Here is a 19804-nt window from a genome sequence, read left to right on the forward strand (position 1 = left end):
GCCTAAGCCAATAGCCGCAGACAGCATACCGCAGCCTGCTTATTCTTTTATTGTGTCAAAACAAATAAGTTAAACCTGAATAGCCGATTTATAGGCTGTTCGCAATAAAAACATTTTCGAATGAAAATGAAGAATGCTACTGCAGGCCGGCGTTGATGGAGAAGGCCCTGCTGCTTTAATGTGAGGAAATAAAAATGTTGCTGAAGAAAAGAAATGACGTTTGGGATATGAATGGAAGAATGAAGTATAAGTTGGTGGTTCTCCTGCTGCTCATCTGTGGTATGGTGTCAGCAGGTACGGGGAGAACTAAGGTGAAACCGATGGAGGTGCAGGAACAGCACTTCCTGAATATACCGGCCACGCAGCCTCTGGCGGTCTACTGGTACTGGATATCGGACAACATCTCTGAAGAGGGTGTAGTCAAGGACCTGTATGCGATGAAGCGGGCGGGCATTACCAGAGCTTACATCGGGAATATCGGCATTCAGGATGTCCCTTATGGTAAAGTCAAGTTCATGTCACCGGAATGGTGGCGGATCCTGCATACGGCCCTGAAGACGGCCACAAAACTGGGAATAGAGATCGGTATCTTCAATTGTCCGGGATGGAGCCAGTCGGGTGGCCCGTGGATCAAGCCTTCGGAGTCCATGCGCTATCTGGCATCCAGCAGGACGGAAGTCCAGGGCCCTTCGTACTACCATGCGGCTCTTCCGGAGGTGGGCAGGGACGCCCAGGACGTGAAGGTGCTGGCCTATCCGGATATTCGGCAGGGCTGTACTTTCGTACCTCTCCAGAAACTCGACAGTGCTTCGGTCATTGACCTGGTGAGCCCGTCGCCGGCGATCGTCCGGAGCGTGACTATCCAGACGGTCCACGCTCCTCACCGGACGGATGCTGAACTGTTGGTAAAGGAGAACGGCCGTTACCGCTCCGTGGCAAAATTTGTCATTGACCGGAGCAATGCTTCCATCAACGTGGGATTTGATCCTTATGCCCCCGTGGTCATCTCTCTGCCTGGGATAAAGGGTAGTGAGTTCAGGCTGGTCATTGACCGGCAGAGTGCGGGAATGATCGAGAGCATAGACCTTTCGGATGTCCCCCGTGTGGAGCGCTATCCGGAAAAGACGCTGGCGAAGATGTGGCAGACTCCGCATCCGATGTTCTATGACTATCTCTGGAAGAAACAGCCGGTATGTACGGACAAGAGTGAGATCGTCCCGGTAAACAGGGTGCTGGACATCACGAAATATATGGATTCACAGGGCGTGCTGTCCTGGAAAGTTCCGGCAGGCCGCTGGACGATCCTCCGTACGGCGATGCTGACCACCGGCCAGACCAATTCCCCGGCGAGCCCGGAGGCTACGGGCCTTGAGGTGGACAAGATGAGCAAGGCTCATATCCGTACTCACTTCAATGCTTATCTGGGGGAGATCCTCAGGCGTATACCGGCGGCAGACCGGAAGACGTTCAGGATCGTGGTCGAAGACAGCTATGAGAGCGGCGGCCAGAACTGGACTGATTCCATGATCCCTGACTTCAGAAAGCGCTATGGCTATGATCCGGTGCCTTATCTGCCGGTCTTCCGTGGTGTCGTCGTCGGCTCGGAGGACCAGTCGGACCGTTTCCTGTGGGATGTGCGTCGCCTGGTGGCCGATGAGGTGGCCTATGACTATGTTGGCGGACTGCGGAAAGTGAGCCATGAACACGGACTGACGACGTGGCTGGAGAATTACGGCCACTGGGGATTTCCGGGAGAGTTCCTGCAGTATGGGGGCCAGTCGGATGAGGTGTCCGGAGAATTCTGGAGCGAGGGAGACCTGGGGAACATAGAGAACCGTGCTGCTTCCTCATGCGGTCATATCTACGGGAAGAAGAAAGTGTGGGCGGAGTCGTTCACGTGCGGCGGTCCTGATTTCACCCGCTGCCCTGGGATCATGAAACCCCGCGGGGACCGCTTTTTCACGGAGGGGATCAATTCTACCCTGCTTCATCTTTATATCGAGCAGCCGGATGAGCGTGTCCCGGGCATCAATGCTCCTTTCGGCAATGAGTTCAACCGTCATAACACCTGGTTCTCCCAGTTGGATGTCTTCGCTAAATATCTGAAACGCTGTAATTATATGCTCCAGCAGGGCAGGTATATTGCCGACGTGGCCTATTTTATCGGTGAGGATGCCCCGAAGATGACGGGGATCTGTGAGCCCTCGCTGCCGAAGGGGTATTCCTTTGACTATATCAATGGCGAGGTGCTCATGAAGGATGCTACGGTGCAGGATGGCCTGCTCACGCTGAAGAGCGGCATGCAGTACCGTGTGCTGGTGCTCCCTCGGATCACTACAATGCGTCCGGAGATGCTGCGCCAGATCCGGAAACTCGTAAAGGAAGGACTGACCATCCTCGGCCCGGCTCCTGTACAGTCTCCGAGCCTGCAGGGCTATCCGGAGGCAGACAGGGAGGTTCAGGCGATGGCCGGGGAACTGTGGAACCCGGACACGAACCCGGGTGGAAACTATTCCTGTTATGGCAGGGGACGGGTTTACCCCGGGAATACTTCATTGAAGAAGGTCCTTGATGATCTGAAGGTCATTCCTGACTTTCAGAGCAATGTTGATTCGCTGCTGTTTATTCATAGAAAACTGGCTTCCGGGGAGTGCTATTTTATCTCTAATCAGAGTGGCAGGACGCAGGATTTCAATGCTTCCTTCAGGGTCAGTGGCCTCCGGCCGGAGTTATGGAACCCACAGACGGCGGAGATCCGCCTGTTGCCCCAGTATCAGGAGCACCCTGAGATGACGGAGATACCTATGGAGCTCCAACCTTATGAAAGTGCTTTTGTGGTGTTCCACCGGCCTTCCGCAAAGCGTAAGATGGAAGGAGAGAATTACCCTGCCGGCCAGTTGAGGCTGGCGGTTTCCGGGCCGTGGAAGGTGACCTTTCAGGACGGGAGAGGCGGTCCTGACGGACCGGTAGTCTTCGATTCCCTGTCAGACTGGACGAAGAGTGCTGATGAGCGGATCAGATATTTTTCCGGTGAGGCTACCTATATGACATCGTTTAGGATGAAGGCATTGCCGGCAGGGCAGACTTACCTGAACCTGGGCAGGGTGATGGTTATGGCGAAGGTGATGTTGAACGGTCATGAGGTCGGTGGCGTATGGACCAGGCCTTATCGCCTGAATATCACTAAGTACCTGAGAAAAGGTGAGAACCGGTTGGAAGTGACGGTAGTCAATGACTGGATGAATCGGCTCATTCATGACAAGAGCCTGCCGGAGGGGGATCGTATTACCTGGCAGACATTCAGTTATCTGAAGGCGGATACGCCGCTGCAGTCATCAGGACTGCTGGGACCTGTGGAGATCTGGTCCTATCCGTACCAGATGCTCCGCTAAGGTAACTCTTCTTTACTATCGGGTTCAGTTAAAGTCTTGTTTACAGTCAATTCTCGTCTCTATGCACCATAGAACCCATCTCTATGGTGCATCCAGCTCTTCTCTATGGTGCATTGGGGTGGGGTGTTATCCACCATTTTGGTACACTAAAATGGTGGATAACGCAAGCCTTTCAGAGGCAGCGTATGGAGCAGCAGTGGTACTGATAGGGATATGGCATCAGGTAAGCGGACGGTAATATACAGTGAGTAGATGTTATGCAGGTTTGGATATCAGTATGTTCCAGAATAATTTTAATCATCTTTAATTTGGTAGTTAAACTCATCTTAATTTAATAGGTAATGAAAAAGACATGTGTTTTTGTATTCTGTTTGTTTTTGGCATTAACAGGTATAAGGGCAGGGGAAACAATACCCCGTCCCGAATACCCCCGCCCACAGTTTGAGCGTTCTGACTGGAGAAATCTGAACGGAGCGTGGACTTATACTTTTGATTTCGGCAATTCGGGGAAAGACCGTAACTTACAGTCTTCTAGTCATTTTGATCATACGATCATCGTCCCGTTCTGCCCCGAGAGTCCGTTATCCGGAGTCGGCTATAAGGATTTTATCAATGCTATGTGGTACCAGCGGGATATTTCGATCCCTTCAGACTGGAAGGGCAAGGAGGTTATGCTGAACTTTGGTGCCGTCTATTATCAGGCAGAGATCTATATTGACGGCAAGTTCGTGAAGGGCCACATGGGTGGCAGTACTTCTTTTTCCGTCAACATCACCCGTTATGCTGCCCCTGGTACGACCCATAGTCTGGTGGTTTATGTGAAGGATGACCTGCGGTCTGGGATGCAGCCGGGGGGCAAGCAGTGTACCAACTTTTTCTCTCAGGGATGTTCTTACACCCGTGTGACGGGGTTGTGGCAAACCGTGTGGATGGAAGCAGTCTCTCCTGAGGGGCTGGAATCTGTGTATGCCTGTCCTGACATTGACCAGAAACAACTGGTAGTCTATCCCAGGTTCTACCATGAGTCTGATGACAGACTGACGGCAACGGTGCTGGATGGAAGAAAGGTGGTAGCAGTAAGATCGGTGAGATGCGCGAACAGCGACATTCTGGTGTTGCCGATCAAGAAGATGAAATTATGGAGTCCCGAGTCTCCGTTCCTGTATACAGTCATTTATAAGGTGACAGACAGAAAAGGAAAGATCATTGATGAGGTGAATTCGTATGCGGGCATGCGTAAGGTGTCAACGGAGAACGGATATATCTGTTTGAACAATAAACCCTATTATCAGCGCCTGGTGCTGGATCAGGGCTATTATCCTGACGGAGAATGGACTGCACCTACGGATGAGGACTTGAAGAAAGATATAGAATTGGGCAAGGCGGCTGGCTTTAACGGGGCCCGTACCCATCAGAAAGCCTTTGAAGACCGGTATTTCTATTGGGCTGACAAATTGGGATATTTCACTTATGCGGAAGCTCCGAGCTGGGTCTTGAATATCAATGATGAAATGGCTGCACGCAATTTTATCGGAGAATGGAGCGAGATCGTAGAAAACAGACGTAATCATCCGTCGATAGCTGTCTGGACCCCCTTCAATGAGACGTGGAACTGTCAGCCGGGGACTTATCCGCGTTTGGTCAGGGATGTCTATCACATCACGAAAGCCATGGATCCTACTCGTCCCATCAATGATGCGAGTGGTGGCAGTCATGTGGCCACGGACCTCTGGAGTGTTCATGACTATGAGCGTAATCCGGATAAGTTGGCCAAGGTGCTGACCTTTACCAAAGGGCAGGAACCTTACAGTAATCTGCAGGGGAAGGATTTCCTGGCATCGTATGACGGCCAGCCTTATATCATAGATGAGTGTGGCGGCCTGCCCTGGATCAAAGCTCAGGACCGTCAGACATCATGGGGATACGGAGAGGAGTTCAAGAGTAAGGATGATTTCTATGACTGTCTGCAGAAGGAGATGGACGCGATCAGATCTTGCAAGAACGTATGTGGATTCTGCTATACGCAGCTGACGGATGTAGAGCAGGAAAAGAACGGGATTTACTATTATGACCGGACACCTAAGTTTGATATGAAACGCATCAGGGCGATCTTCAGTAAATGTCCGGCTGCCTTTCCCGTAGCTCCCTGATGACCTGTCAGCATAATCCTCAAGGGGAGAATATTCCCTGAAGGTGTCGAAATCTTTGCATATCTCAAATAATTTCACGAGATTTGCATACGGATTCCGCAGGGCATAACCGTTTAATGATCTGCCGGGGGGCGTGCGGAGATGAATCGATGTATGCCCCTTACCCATGTGATCCTATTTGCACGGCTTTACTTCTTCCGTGGGGGTGCAAGAAGATGATTTATAAGAATAGACTAAAGACATGAGACATAAATATTTTTTAATTTTATTACTGGCCATGATAGGGAGTACTTTCTGTACTTCCCTGAAGGCTAAGAGCAGGATGGAGATTACGGATCTTCTCACAAATTATGAAACCACTCCATACGGTGTGGAAGGCAAACCGGTGTTCAGTTGGAAGATGGATGTGGGGAGAGGTTATAAATCCCTGCAGAAGGCTTATCGCGTTCTGGTAGGGGAATCTCCGGAGGACCTTCAGAACGGGATTTATGTCTATGACAGTGGAAAGATCACTTCCGGCCTGTCAGTGAGCATCCCGTACAATGGCCGGGCCTTGCAGCCTTGTACACGGTATTTCTGGAAAGTTATTGTATGGGATCAGAAAGGGCATCCCTGTGACTCCAGGCCTGTATGGTTTGAGACTTCTTTAATGAACAGTGGATGGGACGGGGCGCAGTGGATCGGCTCAGGACGCCCTCTGCTTTCAAAATATCTCTCAAACTGTATCCTCGATTATGAGGTGCAGATTGCCCGTCACAGCCATTCCTCAGTATTCGTGTTCGGCTGCCGGGACAGTTTGAATTATGTAGGGGCACAACTGGCATTGGGGAAGAATGGAATCCCCTTCTTCGCCTTTCTGCAGACTGAGAATGGAGTGGAAAAGGAAACGGGGCAGACTGACCTGTCGTCCCTGCTCCCTTCCTCTTCTTTTTATGGATCTCATCATGTGCGCCTGATATTGGATTCGGACGGATGTTACTATTACCGTATCTGGGTTGAGATAGATGGAAAGAAGGTCCGGGCATCGGAAAAAGAAGAGGCTTTCCGGTTGTACTTCAAGAACTGGGGGCAACTGTGCCGGTTGTTTGCCATCGGCTTCCGGCAGCCGGAGGGTGAGGATGCGGTATTTTCTCATTTGCAGATTCGTGAGAAAGCCCGTGGAACGGTGTTATACGATGACCCGAAGGTATATACCTTGACTGGAGATGGAAAGTTGAATACCTGGTATCCGGGAGCGGAGATCTCTGCTCCGATGCTCCGTAAGACATTCTCTCTCTCTGGTCGTGTGAAAAATGCCCGGCTTTATGCCACGGCCCGTGGAATCTATGAAATGTATCTCAACGGCAGACCGGTGGCAGAGGACTTCTTGAATCCTGGATGGACGGATTATCGTTTCAGGATCATGTATAATACGTATGATGTGACTTCTCTGCTTCAGAATGGGGAGAATGCCCTCGGTGCAATCTTAGGAAACGGGTGGTGGAGTGACTATTGTGGCTATAACCCGGAGTGGATGGACCAGTATGGGGTAGAGCAGTCCCTGCTGGCCAAACTCGTGATTACTTATGAAGACGGGAAAACTCAGACAATCGTTTCTGACGGGAGTTGGCAGAGTACGTCCAAGGGCCCGATTACAGCAAATAGTCTGTACAACGGTGAGGATATTGATGCCCGAAAGGAGATGCCGGGCTGGTCTACGGCCGGATTCTCTTCCCTGGGATGGGAGCCTGCAACCGTTTTTGAAGCCCCTTCACAAAAGGTGCGGATGCAGCCTTATACCGGACAGCCTGTACGGGTGGATACTGTATGTGCGGCACATTCTATGACGGAACCTCTTCCCCATACGTACATCTATGATATGGGACAAAACATGGTGGGGATCCCCCGGATCCTGCTTAAAGGAAAGGCTGGAGACAGAATCACTGTAAAATATGGTGAGATGACTTATCCTGAAGTGATTCCTGTCGATCCGGTACCTCCTTATACTATAGAAGATTATAAAAAACTCAAAGGACAATTATATACGGATAATTATAGGAGTGCTCTTTCAACAGACCATTATATCTGTAAGGGCAGTCCTGATGGTGAGGTCTTTGAACCTCATTTTACGACGCATGGGTTCCGCTATATCCAGATCACCGGACTGTCAGAACCTCTGGACAAAGAGGATGTAAAGGTCCTGGTCCTCAATTCTCTTCCGGGCAGGCAGGAGAGTTCTTATCATACCTCAGACCGTCTGATCAATAAACTGTATAGTAATATCCAGTGGGGAGAGCGTGGAAACTTCCTTTCTGTTCCTACGGATTGTCCGCAACGTGACGAACGCCTGGGATGGATGGGTGATGCCCAGATCTTTTCCCGTACAGCTTCTTATAACCGCAATGTAAATCCGTTTTTTACACGGTGGTTTTATACGGTCAGGGATAATCAGGGAGATGACGGGAACTTCAGTGATTTCGCTCCTGTTGTAGGAACATCTCCGCAGGGAGGTGACAAGGGTGGAAGCTGCTTCGGTTGGGCGGATGCCGGAATCATTATTCCCTGGCAGGTTTACCAGCAGTACGATGATACCCGCTTCCTTGAAGACCAGTATGATTCCATGCAGAAATATATGCAATATGCAGAAAAGCATGCAAAGGATTATATCGAACCGATAGGAGGTTATGGTGACTGGGTAGCTCCTCTGGGTACCCAGTCTGATTTGACGAATACCTGTTATTTTGCGTATGATGCCCAGTTGATGTCCAAGATGGCAGGAATCTTAGGAAAGACGGCTGACAGTTTGCGTTACCAACAGTTATTCGGACAGATTAAAGAGGCTTTCAATAAACGTTTTGTAGATAACGAAGGATATATGCTCTCCCCGGTGGGGAGTCCTCTCTTTACGGATTCCTATTCGACGGCATTCGGTACAGGCCCCCGGACGAAGATACAGCGGCGCCTTTTTACGGAGACAGCCTATATCATGCCCCTGGAAATGAATTTGCTCGAGGGTGAAGTCAAGCAGAAGGCATTGATTCATCTGTCGAATGTCATTGCAGGCAATCATTATTGCCTGAATACGGGATTCATCGGAACGCCTTATCTCAATCTGGTCCTCTCTCAGAATGGATGTGACAGTATAGCCTATAAACTGTTCCAGCAGACGGCCTATCCTTCGTGGCTTTATCCTGTGTTGCAGGGTGCTACGACGATCTGGGAGCGCTGGAATTCCTATACGATCAAGAACGGTTTCGGACCAGTCGGCATGAATTCCTTCAACCATTACTCTTATGGTGCCGTACAGGAATGGATGATGGAGTATAGTGCTGGCATTCAGCGTGATGATGATCATCCTGCTTACAAGCATTTTTATCTCCAGCCAAGAGTAGGAGGACGGTTCAATTACATCCATGCTTCCTATAACAGTATGTACGGCCGCATCAGCAGCGCATGGGACAGTAATAATCATAATCCGGATATTGACGATGCCTCGAAGTACGGCTATACCTATACGGCCGAAGTTCCGGCCAATACCACGGCGACCCTCCTGCTGGAGATGCCGGACCATGCGAAGCTGAAGATCATCAGGGGCAGGAAGGGCATTCTCGGTCGTCAGAAGAACGGGCACGGATTTCAGTTTGAACTGGGCTCCGGAAAGTATCAGTTTAAAGTGATGAATGAAAGAAAATAGGCTTCACCCATTAAGAATATAAAGCATTTTCCAGTTTTCCTGCTGCTGTTCTGCTGCATGTCAAGTCATGCAGAGGATGACAGTCAGGAATGGATAGTGGGGAATTATACCAGTCAGGAAGTGGTGCTCTCCATGAGATACGGATGATTCCTGTATTTCCGGGATAAAATGATTATGAATGTAAAAATAAATAGAATGAAGAACAGATTATTGCTGTTGCCTGTGCTGGGCAAGTATAGGAAAAAAGGTATTAGTATACTTTTACTGTTTTGGGCTTTTACGTTTTCTTGTTATGGAAATGACTTTAATGGCGGAAATGGGGGACTGATCACTTCGGTCCCTCGCGAGCTGTATGGAGGTTGTCCCGTAGCAAACTTTGCCCTTACTACCCAAATATTAAATGATGGTAGTCTGGTCGGTCACATCTGGCAAAATCCCGGGAAATTAGGTGAATGGTTACAAGATAAAGGGTCATTGCAGTTTCAAATAGTCAAGAATGGAAGGGCAGTTGACCTTTCTTCATTCAGACATAAAAAGATAGAAAGATCTTTCCCGTTCGTGGAAAATGATTATGCCGATGGCTCTATCATGACTTCGAAGTTACATGCTGAAGTGTTTTCTCCTTTGGCTTTTAATGATGAGCACTTGTCTGCACTGCCTGTCCTTATGTTTGAGTTTTCTTTTACAGGGGAGAAGAAAAAGACTGAATCTTTAGAACTGCAGATCACTCCTTCTAAATCGATAAGTGATGCCGTCCGCAACCAGACAATGGCACTTATCAGTAATCAGGGAGGAAAATGGGAGAATGGGAAATTGATTATTCCTCTGACCATTGTGGAAAACAAATCCATGAAAGTGAAGGTCTTATTCGCTTCTTACGATAAGGATTGGATTACAGCCAGTCAATTTGTTGACATTAGAGGATTATGCGATTATACGCTGGCATCCTGGCCACTGCTCAAGGAATATACATCAGCATTTTCAGATCTGTTGCCTCAAACTGGTGATCACCAACTTGATGAATATCTGCGTTGGTATATGATAGCAGGAATTTCTCTTACCAGATGTACGAGGGATAATAAAGTGTTGACGCTTGGGTATCGGGAATTGAACCAGCGGGACTCTTTCTGGACGACATGGATCCATGCTGTGTTTTTCAAAAACATGGAATGGAAGATGATCGAGGAGAGTTATGACCATATTCATCCTTCCGGAAAAGTACCTACTTGTATCCTTCCGGAAATTGATCGCCATGATGATCTGGATATCAATCTGTATTTGATCTTGAGAACGGCCAGATATTATGCCTTATATCATAACCGCAGGCAATTGCAGCAAATCTGGCCGAAGATGCGCCGTGTCATGGACTGGGTGATTTCTCGTGACTTTGACCATACAGGATTACCTCAGCAAGTTTCATTTTGGGCTGATTGGAAAGATACGTCATTCATGCAGGATCGTAAGTATTCGGCTTATGCCTGCCTGATGTTTCTGGCAGCAGCTGACCAAATGAGCAAAATGGCAAAGGTAGTTGATGATCAGGATGGAATTGATGTTTATCAGAATGTTTATCAGAAAGGTTTTGAAAAGATAAACCGGAATGTGGAAGATGGGGGATTATGGAACGGGAAGTATTATGCACAGATCTCCAAGTCAGGGAAACCCTGGGATCTGCTGATACAAGACCAGACCATAGGCATCTTATATGATGTTATTCCCCATGAGAAAGCCATGAAGATCATAGAAGAATTGAATTTACAGAATTCATCACCGTATGGGATCCGGAACTCCTATCCTTTTTTGAAAGGAGTATGTGATGCTCCAGGGGCCTATCATAATGGGGCTGTGTGGCCTTGGTTATCATTCGTGGATGCTTGGTCCAGGATGAGACTCGGCCGGACTGCGGAGGCAATCCGGCTGATCAAGACGGTTGCCGGGTATGATCTGGTAAAGTCTGGTGATTATGTACCTAACGAATATATCAACAGCAAAAATGGTAATAACTGCGGCTATCCCATACAAGGATGGAATGCCAACTTGTTCGGAGTCCTCTTCTTTGGTTATTGTCATCCGCAAATGGCATTTAAATTATAAAGAGATCAGACGATCCGTTATAGATGATGTTTAATAGAAACAGATTTAATCCTTAAAGAATATGAAGCATTTTCTCGGTATCTTTCTTTTCCTGCTGCTGTTCTGCATATCAAGTCATGCAGAGAATGTCAGTCAGGGATGGGTAATGGAAAATTACGCCAAGCAGGAAGTGATGATCCCCATGAGGGACGGAGCAAGACTATATACAGTAGTCTATGAGCCGAAGGATCATACGGTAAAGCATCCGATCATCTTTTGCAGGACACCTTATTCCTGCCAGCCTTACGGTCCGGGCCGGTTCAGTTCGTCACTCTGGAATTCAATGAAGTTCTTTGCCCTTCATCATTATATTATTGTCTATCAGGATGTTCGTGGAACCTATAGAAGTGAGGGGATATATGAGAATATCCGTCCTTTTATCCCTAAGAAAAAGGGAAAGGTCTTTGATGAGGCTTCAGATGTATATGATACGACTGACTGGCTTTTAAGGCACACCCATAATAATGGCCAGGAAGGAGTTATGGGCACCTCTTATCCTGGATTCTATGCGTTGATGGCTGGTTTGTCCGGCCACCCGGCCATCAAGGCGATCTCTCCACAGGCACCGGTGTCCGACTGGTTTATGGGAGATGACGAGCATCATAACGGTGTTTTCTGCCTGGTGGATACTTACCGCTTTGATGCTTCTTTTGATGTTCCTCATCATCCTAATGGTCTTGCACACCTATCCGGAGGGGTCAAATTCCCCAATGATATTTATACGGATTATCTGAAGATGGGGCCGATACGCAATTTCACCAGGACTTTCGGGGATAGTGTCAGATTCTGGAATACTGTTATGGATCACCCTGACCGGGACACCTTCTGGGTCAGACGGACACCTCTTCAATATTGCAAGGCTGTCAAACCGGCCGTGCTGGTAGTTGGCGGTCTCTTTGATGCAGAGGATTGCTATGGAGCATGGAACCTGTATAAAGCAATTAAGAAACAGTCTCCGAAGACTCCGCTCTATCTGACTTTCGGCCCCTGGTATCATGGAGGCTGGAATAATGCTTCTTACCAGAATCTGGGACAGGTGTGGTTTGGTGATTCTACTTCTGCTTATTTCATGAAGAATATCGAGTTTCCGTTCTTTGATTACTATTTGAACCATAACGAAGAAGCCAAGCCGAAGCATTCGGTGAATATCTATTTCAGTGGCGAAAACCATTGGTATCATACGGGCCCATGGCCTCTGCCAAATGTACAGATGGAGCCACTGTATCTGCATGTTGACGGAAAGCTCTCCCTTTCGAAACCTGAGGAGGAGCATGCCTATCGGTTTTATCTCTCTGATCCTGCACATCCTGTTCCTTATACGGCTGATATACAAAACTATCGTAATCGGGAATATATGGCCTCCGATCAACGCTTTGCATCTGCCCGTCCGGATGTGCTGACTTATACGAGTGATGTTCTTCAGGATACTTTGCGTCTTGGCGGTCCCTTGGACGTCGAACTGCAGACGGCCATTTCCTCTACCGATGCTGATTTCGTAGTTAAACTGATAGATGTTTATCCTGATGGATTTACCTATCCTGGAGAAATCAGAGATCAACTCCCCGTAAGGGACTATCCGATGGGCGGCTATCAGATGCTGGTCAGAGGGGATATCATGAGAGGAAAATTCAGAGACGGCTTTGACCGGGAGGTGCCTTTTACTCCAGACAAGATCACCAGAGTAACTTTCCGGATGAATGATATTGCACATACCTTTCTTCCCGGCCACCGGTTGATGGTTCAGGTACAGAGTTCCTGTTTTCCGCTCTTTGACCGTAATCCGCAGACTTTTACAAATATCTATACCTGTGGCGAGTCTGCTTTCAAGCCGTGTACGGTACGTATCTATACCGATAAGGATCATGCTTCCTGTATCATGATACCTGTTTTAAAGGGAAAGATATAAACTTTGCCTTGATGTAATTCTTTCCTTTTCAGCAGCTCTTCCTCGTCTGGAATCCTGCCCTTTGGCAAGGTTCCAGACGATGGTATAGGAAAGATCCTGCAAGAATAAATCATCTCCTGTTTCTCGTCGTTCCTGCTTTTTAGTTTTTTTTAACTAAGTAGCTTCCGCGTTTTTTCTTCTCTTCATATTAGAAAAAGCGTATAAATGGAAAAGAAAGAAATAATCCTGATTATCCGTCAGTTTTTTGATAACACGTTACCCCGCCGGTATCGTGCGTTTGTCAGGAGATGGCTGTTGGACAAAAAAGACCGGCAAGAGAAAGATGACGCACTGTATATGGTTTGGAACCATATAGATGCCAAGGCAGATCGAAGCACCCGTCAGTCTCTACACAAGGTACATGTCCGCCTGGGCATGGAGTCTTCACTTTCTCATTCCATTCATTCCTACATGAAATACGCGGCTGTGGGCTTGCTGCTCGTTTCCGTAGCTTTGGGGACATGGAAATTTATGGACAGGATCGAAAGGCAAAGAGAAAAACTCGAAATCTGTAATGTGCCTGATGGCCAGGTCAAGACCATTTATCTCTCTGATGGTTCAGTCGTGAAACTGAACTCGGGATCTTCTATTGAATATCCACATCATTTTAAGAAAGACCGCCGTGAGGTCTACCTGCATGGTGAAGCAGTTTTCTCGATCAAGCATGATCCTTCCCAACCTTTTCTGGTCCATGTGGGTGATCTGGTCATCAAAGATGTAGGTACCCGCTTTAATGTGAAGGCTTACCAGCCACGTATGGTGGTTACAACCTTGGCAGAAGGCGGCGTACGCGAGTATGATGATAAGTCGGGAGAGTCCGTTTCTATCCGTCTTGTTCCAGGTGAGCAAAGTGTCTTTTATGCCAATACACATAGATTCATAAAGAAAAGGGTGAATGCAGATGATTATATGGCCTGGACAGATGGCAGCCTGATATTCCGGCAGAGCCCGTTGAGCGATGTCATTATGGATATTTCCCGTCACTTTAACGTTAAGGTTCATATCGGGGCGGGCGTTTCTGTAAATCAATTGTTCACTACACAGTTCAGTCCTTCAGAATCTCTGACGGATATGCTTGAAGTGCTCTCCAAGATGGGGGATTTCAAATACAGCATCAAAGACAATACGGTGTATCTTAATTAAGAAGAATCGAATATTAAATATTTAATTAATAATCAAGATGGAAAATGCGAAAGTAGATTTTTGTGACGTTGGGACAGGTATGTTAAGGTCTTTCCTTCTCTTTCTGTTCCTGTTGCCCCTATTGTCGGCATCTGCTCAGACTGTCCGGTTCGGGCAATCGAAGGTGAGCATAAAGACCGCTATTGAGGCGATAGAAAAACAGACCAGTTATTCCGTGGACTACACAGGGAATCTGTTGAACATGGAGAAACTGATTACGGTCAGGAAAGGGTCGAATTCGGTAAGATCTGTGATGAAGCAGATCGCAGGCAAGGATTTGTCCTATTCCATTCAGGGCCGTCATCTCATTCTGTCAGAGAAAGCAGAAAAGAAAGAAATTCCTCCAACGAGAAAGGCGGAGAAAAAATGGGTAAACTTACAAGAGAGTATGCACACCTTGAAGGGGGTCGTTGTAGATAATATCACGAATGATCCGCTGATAGGGGCGACTATTAAGATCGAAGGGCAGCCGGGAGGAGCCGTAACGGATGTAAACGGAGACTTCGTGTTGAGGAATGTATCTACCTCTTCGGAACTGACGGTTTCTTATATCGGCTACAAGACCAGAACGGTGCTGGCTGGTGATCTGGCAGTGATGACTATCAAAATGAATTCTGTCAATGATCAGGTGGGCGAAGTGGTCGTGGTAGGAGCAGGTACCCAGCGGAAAGTTTCCGTGACCGGTGCCATCACTTCTATCAGTGGGGATGAACTGAAGACACCTTCTTCTTCACTTACCAATGCTCTTGAGGGGAAGTTGGCTGGCGTAATTTCTATGGCCAGTAGTGGCGAACCCGGTTCAACTTCTCAATTTTATATTCGTGGTGTAGGCACCTTCGGAGGGAGGACCACTCCTCTGATCCTTTTGGATGATGTGGAGATCTCAGCTGGTGATTTAAACCGTATACCTCCCGAATCCATTAAGAGTTTTACGATCTTGAAAGATGCTTCTGCAACGGCTATCTATGGAGCCCGCGGAGCCAATGGGGTCATGTTGATCACGACCAAGGAAGGGACAGAAAACTCAAAGACTCAGATTCATGTAACCATAGAGAATTCTTATTTAAGTCCCCAGAAACGGGTGAAATATGTGGATGGAGCAACTTATATGGATATGTATAATGAAGCTCTGCAAGCCCGCACTCCGGGCGCTACTCCTAAGTATTCCCAGGAAACTATTGACAATACCCGGAATCATGTGAATCCATACGTTTATCCGGATGTCAACTGGTACAAACTGTTATTTAAAAGTGGCTGTTTCAATCAGCGTGCCAACCTGAATGTAACGGGTGGCGGAAGCCGTGTTACCTATTATATGAGTCTCCAGGCGAACCATAATACAGGATTGCTGAATATTCCTAATAATTATTCGCTCAGCAATAACTATAATGACTGGGAATATATTTTCCAGAACAATATTACCTATAAACTGACGTCCACTACGAAATTAGGATTACATATCAATACCCAGATAGGAAATTCAAAAGGCCCGAATGCCTCTTCTTCTGATATTCTATGGCAGACCTGGAATGTGGATCCTGTTTCATTTCCGGCTTACTATCCGGCAGAAGACGGCGATACCCATATCCGATTCGGTAATGCCATCTTAAGTGGATCGCAACTTTATACCAATCCTTACGCTAATATGCTGAATTCCTTTCAGGAGGATAATTACAGTACCATCAATACGTCTCTGCATTTTGACCAGGATTTGGGCTTCCTGACCAAAGGGCTGAATCTTACCGCATTGATTAATTGGAAATCCTATTCGGATTCCTATTATTCACGTTCCTTGACCCCTTATTACTATCGGGTGGTAGACGGGAGCTGGAGCGCAGACAGTCCCAGTCAGTATACACTTGAACAGGTCGGGGCTTCCGGAACAGATTATATCTCCCAATCAGGGATTACAAGGTATAATAACAATACTTTCTATTTTGATACCCGTCTGAATTATAACCGGCGTTTTGGTGATCATAATATAGGGGCCATGCTGATGTATATGATGCGTGAGTATCGTAGTGATGTTCTTCCAAATAGAAATCAAGGCATTTCCGGTCGTGTTACCTATGATTATCAGGAGAAATATTTAGCTGAGGTCAATTTCGGATATAATGGAACGGAGCGGCTTGCCAAGGGTCATCGATTTGAGTTCTTCCCTGCTGCTTCAGTAGGATGGGTGATCAGTAGCGAGAAATTCTGGAAGCCTATCGAAAAATACATTAACTTTATGAAATTGCGTGGCTCGTATGGTCTGGTAGGCAGTGATGAAACGGGTGAGAGTGCCGGAGCAGCACACTTTCTGTATAAAAACAGTGTTGCACTTGGTGGAAGTGCAGCTTTTTATACAGGAACATCATTTTCTAATAGTATAAGTAAAAGGGGGCCTGGATTTAATAGTTATGCGGTAGAGAATGCACATTGGGAACGAGCTAAAGAACTGGATTTGGGTGTGGATATGAATCTGTTAAACCAAGTTAATGTGGTTTTTGATTATTTCCATAATAAGCGTGATCGAATTCTTTTAAGACGTGGCTCTTGGCCACAGATTATGGGCTATTGGAATGCTACACCATGGAGTAATATCGGAAAAGTAGATAATAAAGGTTTTGAATTAAGTGTGAATTGGCGAAAGAATCTGACCAAAGATTTTCATATAGACTTGAGGGGTAATTTGACTTATAATCAGAACAAATATGTATATGTGGATGATCCCGATTATCCCTACGTATGGCAGACAACTACGGGGAAGCCTCTATCACGGTTGACCGGTTATATTGCAGAGGGGCTCTTTAAGGATGAGCGGGATATTGCATTAAGTCCGGATCAGACTTCTTTGGGAAGTACTCCAAAGCCTGGAGATATAAAGTATCGGGATGTGAATGGTGATGGGAAGATTACTTCCGAAGATGAAGTGATGATTTCTCCTTATGGATCAACTCCACGTCTGCAATATGGCATTGGAATTAGTTTTGATTGGAAAAAGATAGACTTTGGAGTGTTCTTCAATGGGTCAGCCAAACGCAGTATTATGATTAACGGTTTGGATCCGTTCAACACACAAAGTGGACATGGTAACCGGAATGTGATGCAATGGATTGCGGAGAATTACTGGTCAGAAAGTAATCCGAATCCCGATGCCAAGTATCCTCGGTTAGGCCTGACGCAGTCAGATATCAGCAATAATACGCAGCCAAGTACCTATTGGATGCGTTGTGGAAACTTCCTTCGCTGGAAGACTCTTGAAATCGGCTATAGTTTTCCTCATTGCCGGGTCTATTTTAGCGGAGATAATCTCGCAGTCTGGAGTCCATTTAAGTTGTGGGATCCGGAGATCTGGTGGAATACTTACCCATTGCAGCGGACATTGAATATTGGAATACAAGTTAAATTCTAATTAAATCAATTAACTTATGAAAGCATTTAATAGATTCTTGAAAAAACATATACAGATTATTTGTTTACTGACCTTAGTTTTGACCTCTTGTAATTATCTTGATGTGGTTCCTCCTGAAACTGCGGATTTAAAGGATACGATGAAGGATAGGGAGGCAGCATTAGAATTTTTATATTCTTGCTATGCTGGTATACCTTCTTTATTTACGGATGCTTTATATCAATATTATAATTCTTCGGATGAATTTGCTCTTCCTCCTTTATGGGTTAAAGATGCACAGAAAGTCTCTTGGAATGAAGTTTCTCCTACAAACACAGTTGGTCCTTGGAATACCTGCTATAATAATTTAGGACAGTGTCATATTTTCCTTAAGGAACTTGATGAATTAAATCCTAATGGAGTTACAGAAGATGATAAGGTAAGGTGGAAGGCGGAAGTGAAATTTTGTGAAGCATTTTATCATTTTACTCTCCTGAATGCATACGGACCGATACCTTTAGTAACTAAATACTATAGCCAGAATACGGCAACCAGTGATTTCCCGGGCAGAAGTCCTTATGACGTATGTGTAGATTCAATCAGCAACTGGTTTGATGAGGCTGCTGAGAATCTTCCTGCTACCGTTCAGGAGGATGAACTGGGACGGGCAACTTCCACAGCTTGCAAGGCTTTAAAGGCGCGGCTTCTGGTCTATGCTGCTTCTCCACTGTGGAATGGTTCTTTCCCTTATTCGAGTTGGAAAAACAAGGATGGTCAGGAGTTGGTCAGTCATACCTATGATGCCAATAAGTGGAAACGGGCATTGGAAGCCTGCAATGATGCCATTACCTGGGCGACAACGCAAGGAGAAAGATCCCTTTTTAATTTGGCGACATCAGAGTCAATTAGAAATAATGAAAATGTACCTTTGCCAACTATAGATAATGTAGATAGTACATTTAAGGAAAGAGTAATGCTCATGCGTTATCTTATGACAACCACGGAAGATGAAGGAAATAAAGAGACTATATTCGGTGTGATTGCTACTACTAGTACCTGGTATGATAATATAAGAGCTTCCATACCTCATGCTGTTACAAAATATAATGGATCTCCCGTTGGAGGTTATGGCGGGATTTCTCCTTATTTATATACTGTAGAACATTTTTATACCATAGATGGCAGATTGCCAGAAGAGGATTCAACTTTCCCTAAACAATCAGATTGGTTTACCTCTGCAAAATTGTCAAATTCTAATATCATTAAGTTAAATGTTGACCGTGAACCTCGTTTCTATGCCTGGCTTGGTTATGATGGGGGAGAATACAGTTCATTTTTATCTGATGGATCACCTTTAGTAATACAGGCCCGGGTTTCTTCTCAACAGGGGTATAATCCTGATTTATATAATCGGGATAATAATGTAACTGGTTATTTTTCTAAGAAGTGGGTTCAACCTAATATCAAATGGAGGTCTTCTGATAATGGAAATAATATTTCGATTCCCCCTTATCCGATTATCCGTCTTGCAGAACTTTATCTGGACCGGGCAGAATGCTATGCAGCCTTAGGACAGACAGATCAGGCATTAGCTGATTTGAACGTGGTTCGGGAACGAGCTGGTATTTCTGATTTGACAACAGCAGATGTCAGTTCTAAGATGACAATTATGGATTGGGTTCGCAATGAACGTTTCGTAGAATTATGGGGTGAAGGACAACGCTATTTTGACCTTTGTCGCTGGTGTCTGGCACCGGAATATTTGAAGGCTGGTACGAGGATGGGACTGAATGCGATGGAGAAGAAGGATCCTTCTTTCACGGAGTTTAACACTCCGACGAAGGTAAATCAGCCTTTCCAATGGTCTAACAGAATGTATCTGTTGCCTATTGCCAACAGTGAGCTCTATAGTGATCCTCAATTAGTACAGGCACCTGGATATTAAAATTAATA

At 46.4% G+C, this 19804-nt stretch carries 9 protein-coding genes; all 9 read left to right on the forward strand.

Features of this window, described 5'->3' with window-relative positions; translation table 11 throughout:
• The first annotated feature begins 227 nt into the window (after positions 1 to 227).
• The 9 genes from ACYRYG_RS11050 to ACYRYG_RS11090 all read left to right on the forward strand — a co-directional run bounded on the left by ACYRYG_RS11050 (position 228) and on the right by ACYRYG_RS11090 (position 19796).
• Positions 228 to 3392, forward strand: a complete 3165-nt coding sequence (locus tag ACYRYG_RS11050; RefSeq protein WP_460198161.1) for a glycosyl hydrolase — start codon at positions 228 to 230, stop codon at positions 3390 to 3392.
• Positions 3393 to 3453: 61 nt separating this feature from the next.
• A complete protein-coding gene (locus ACYRYG_RS11055) occupies positions 3454 to 3630 on the forward strand; it encodes a hypothetical protein (protein ID WP_460198163.1) in 177 nt (58 codons plus the stop codon).
• Between the two features lie 103 nt (positions 3631 to 3733).
• A complete protein-coding gene (locus tag ACYRYG_RS11060; protein ID WP_293417473.1) occupies positions 3734 to 5542 on the forward strand; it encodes a glycoside hydrolase family 2 protein in 1809 nt (602 codons plus the stop codon).
• 241 nt (positions 5543 to 5783) lie between these two features.
• Complete coding sequence (locus ACYRYG_RS11065; RefSeq protein ID WP_460198165.1) at positions 5784 to 9215, forward strand: alpha-L-rhamnosidase; 3432 nt, start codon at positions 5784 to 5786, stop codon at positions 9213 to 9215.
• 195 nt (positions 9216 to 9410) lie between these two features.
• On the forward strand, positions 9411 to 11309 hold the full coding sequence (locus ACYRYG_RS11070; protein ID WP_460198166.1) for a GH116 family glycosyl hydrolase: 1899 nt from the start codon (positions 9411 to 9413) through the stop codon (positions 11307 to 11309).
• Positions 11310 to 11370: 61 nt separating this feature from the next.
• Positions 11371 to 13254 (forward strand): CocE/NonD family hydrolase, encoded by a 1884-nt coding sequence (locus tag ACYRYG_RS11075; protein ID WP_460198167.1) that lies wholly within the window; start codon positions 11371 to 11373, stop codon positions 13252 to 13254.
• A gap of 204 nt (positions 13255 to 13458) precedes the next feature.
• Complete coding sequence (locus tag ACYRYG_RS11080) at positions 13459 to 14436, forward strand: FecR family protein (protein WP_293417485.1); 978 nt, start codon at positions 13459 to 13461, stop codon at positions 14434 to 14436.
• Positions 14437 to 14473: 37 nt separating this feature from the next.
• A complete protein-coding gene (locus ACYRYG_RS11085; RefSeq protein ID WP_460198168.1) occupies positions 14474 to 17872 on the forward strand; it encodes a SusC/RagA family TonB-linked outer membrane protein in 3399 nt (1132 codons plus the stop codon).
• 16 nt (positions 17873 to 17888) lie between these two features.
• Positions 17889 to 19796 carry a RagB/SusD family nutrient uptake outer membrane protein gene (locus tag ACYRYG_RS11090; RefSeq protein WP_460198169.1) on the forward strand — a complete coding sequence of 636 codons (1908 nt, stop codon included), beginning with the start codon at positions 17889 to 17891 and terminating at the stop codon, positions 19794 to 19796.
• Positions 19797 to 19804: the final 8 nt, after the last annotated feature.

Source organism: Segatella asaccharophila (assembly GCF_054687055.1).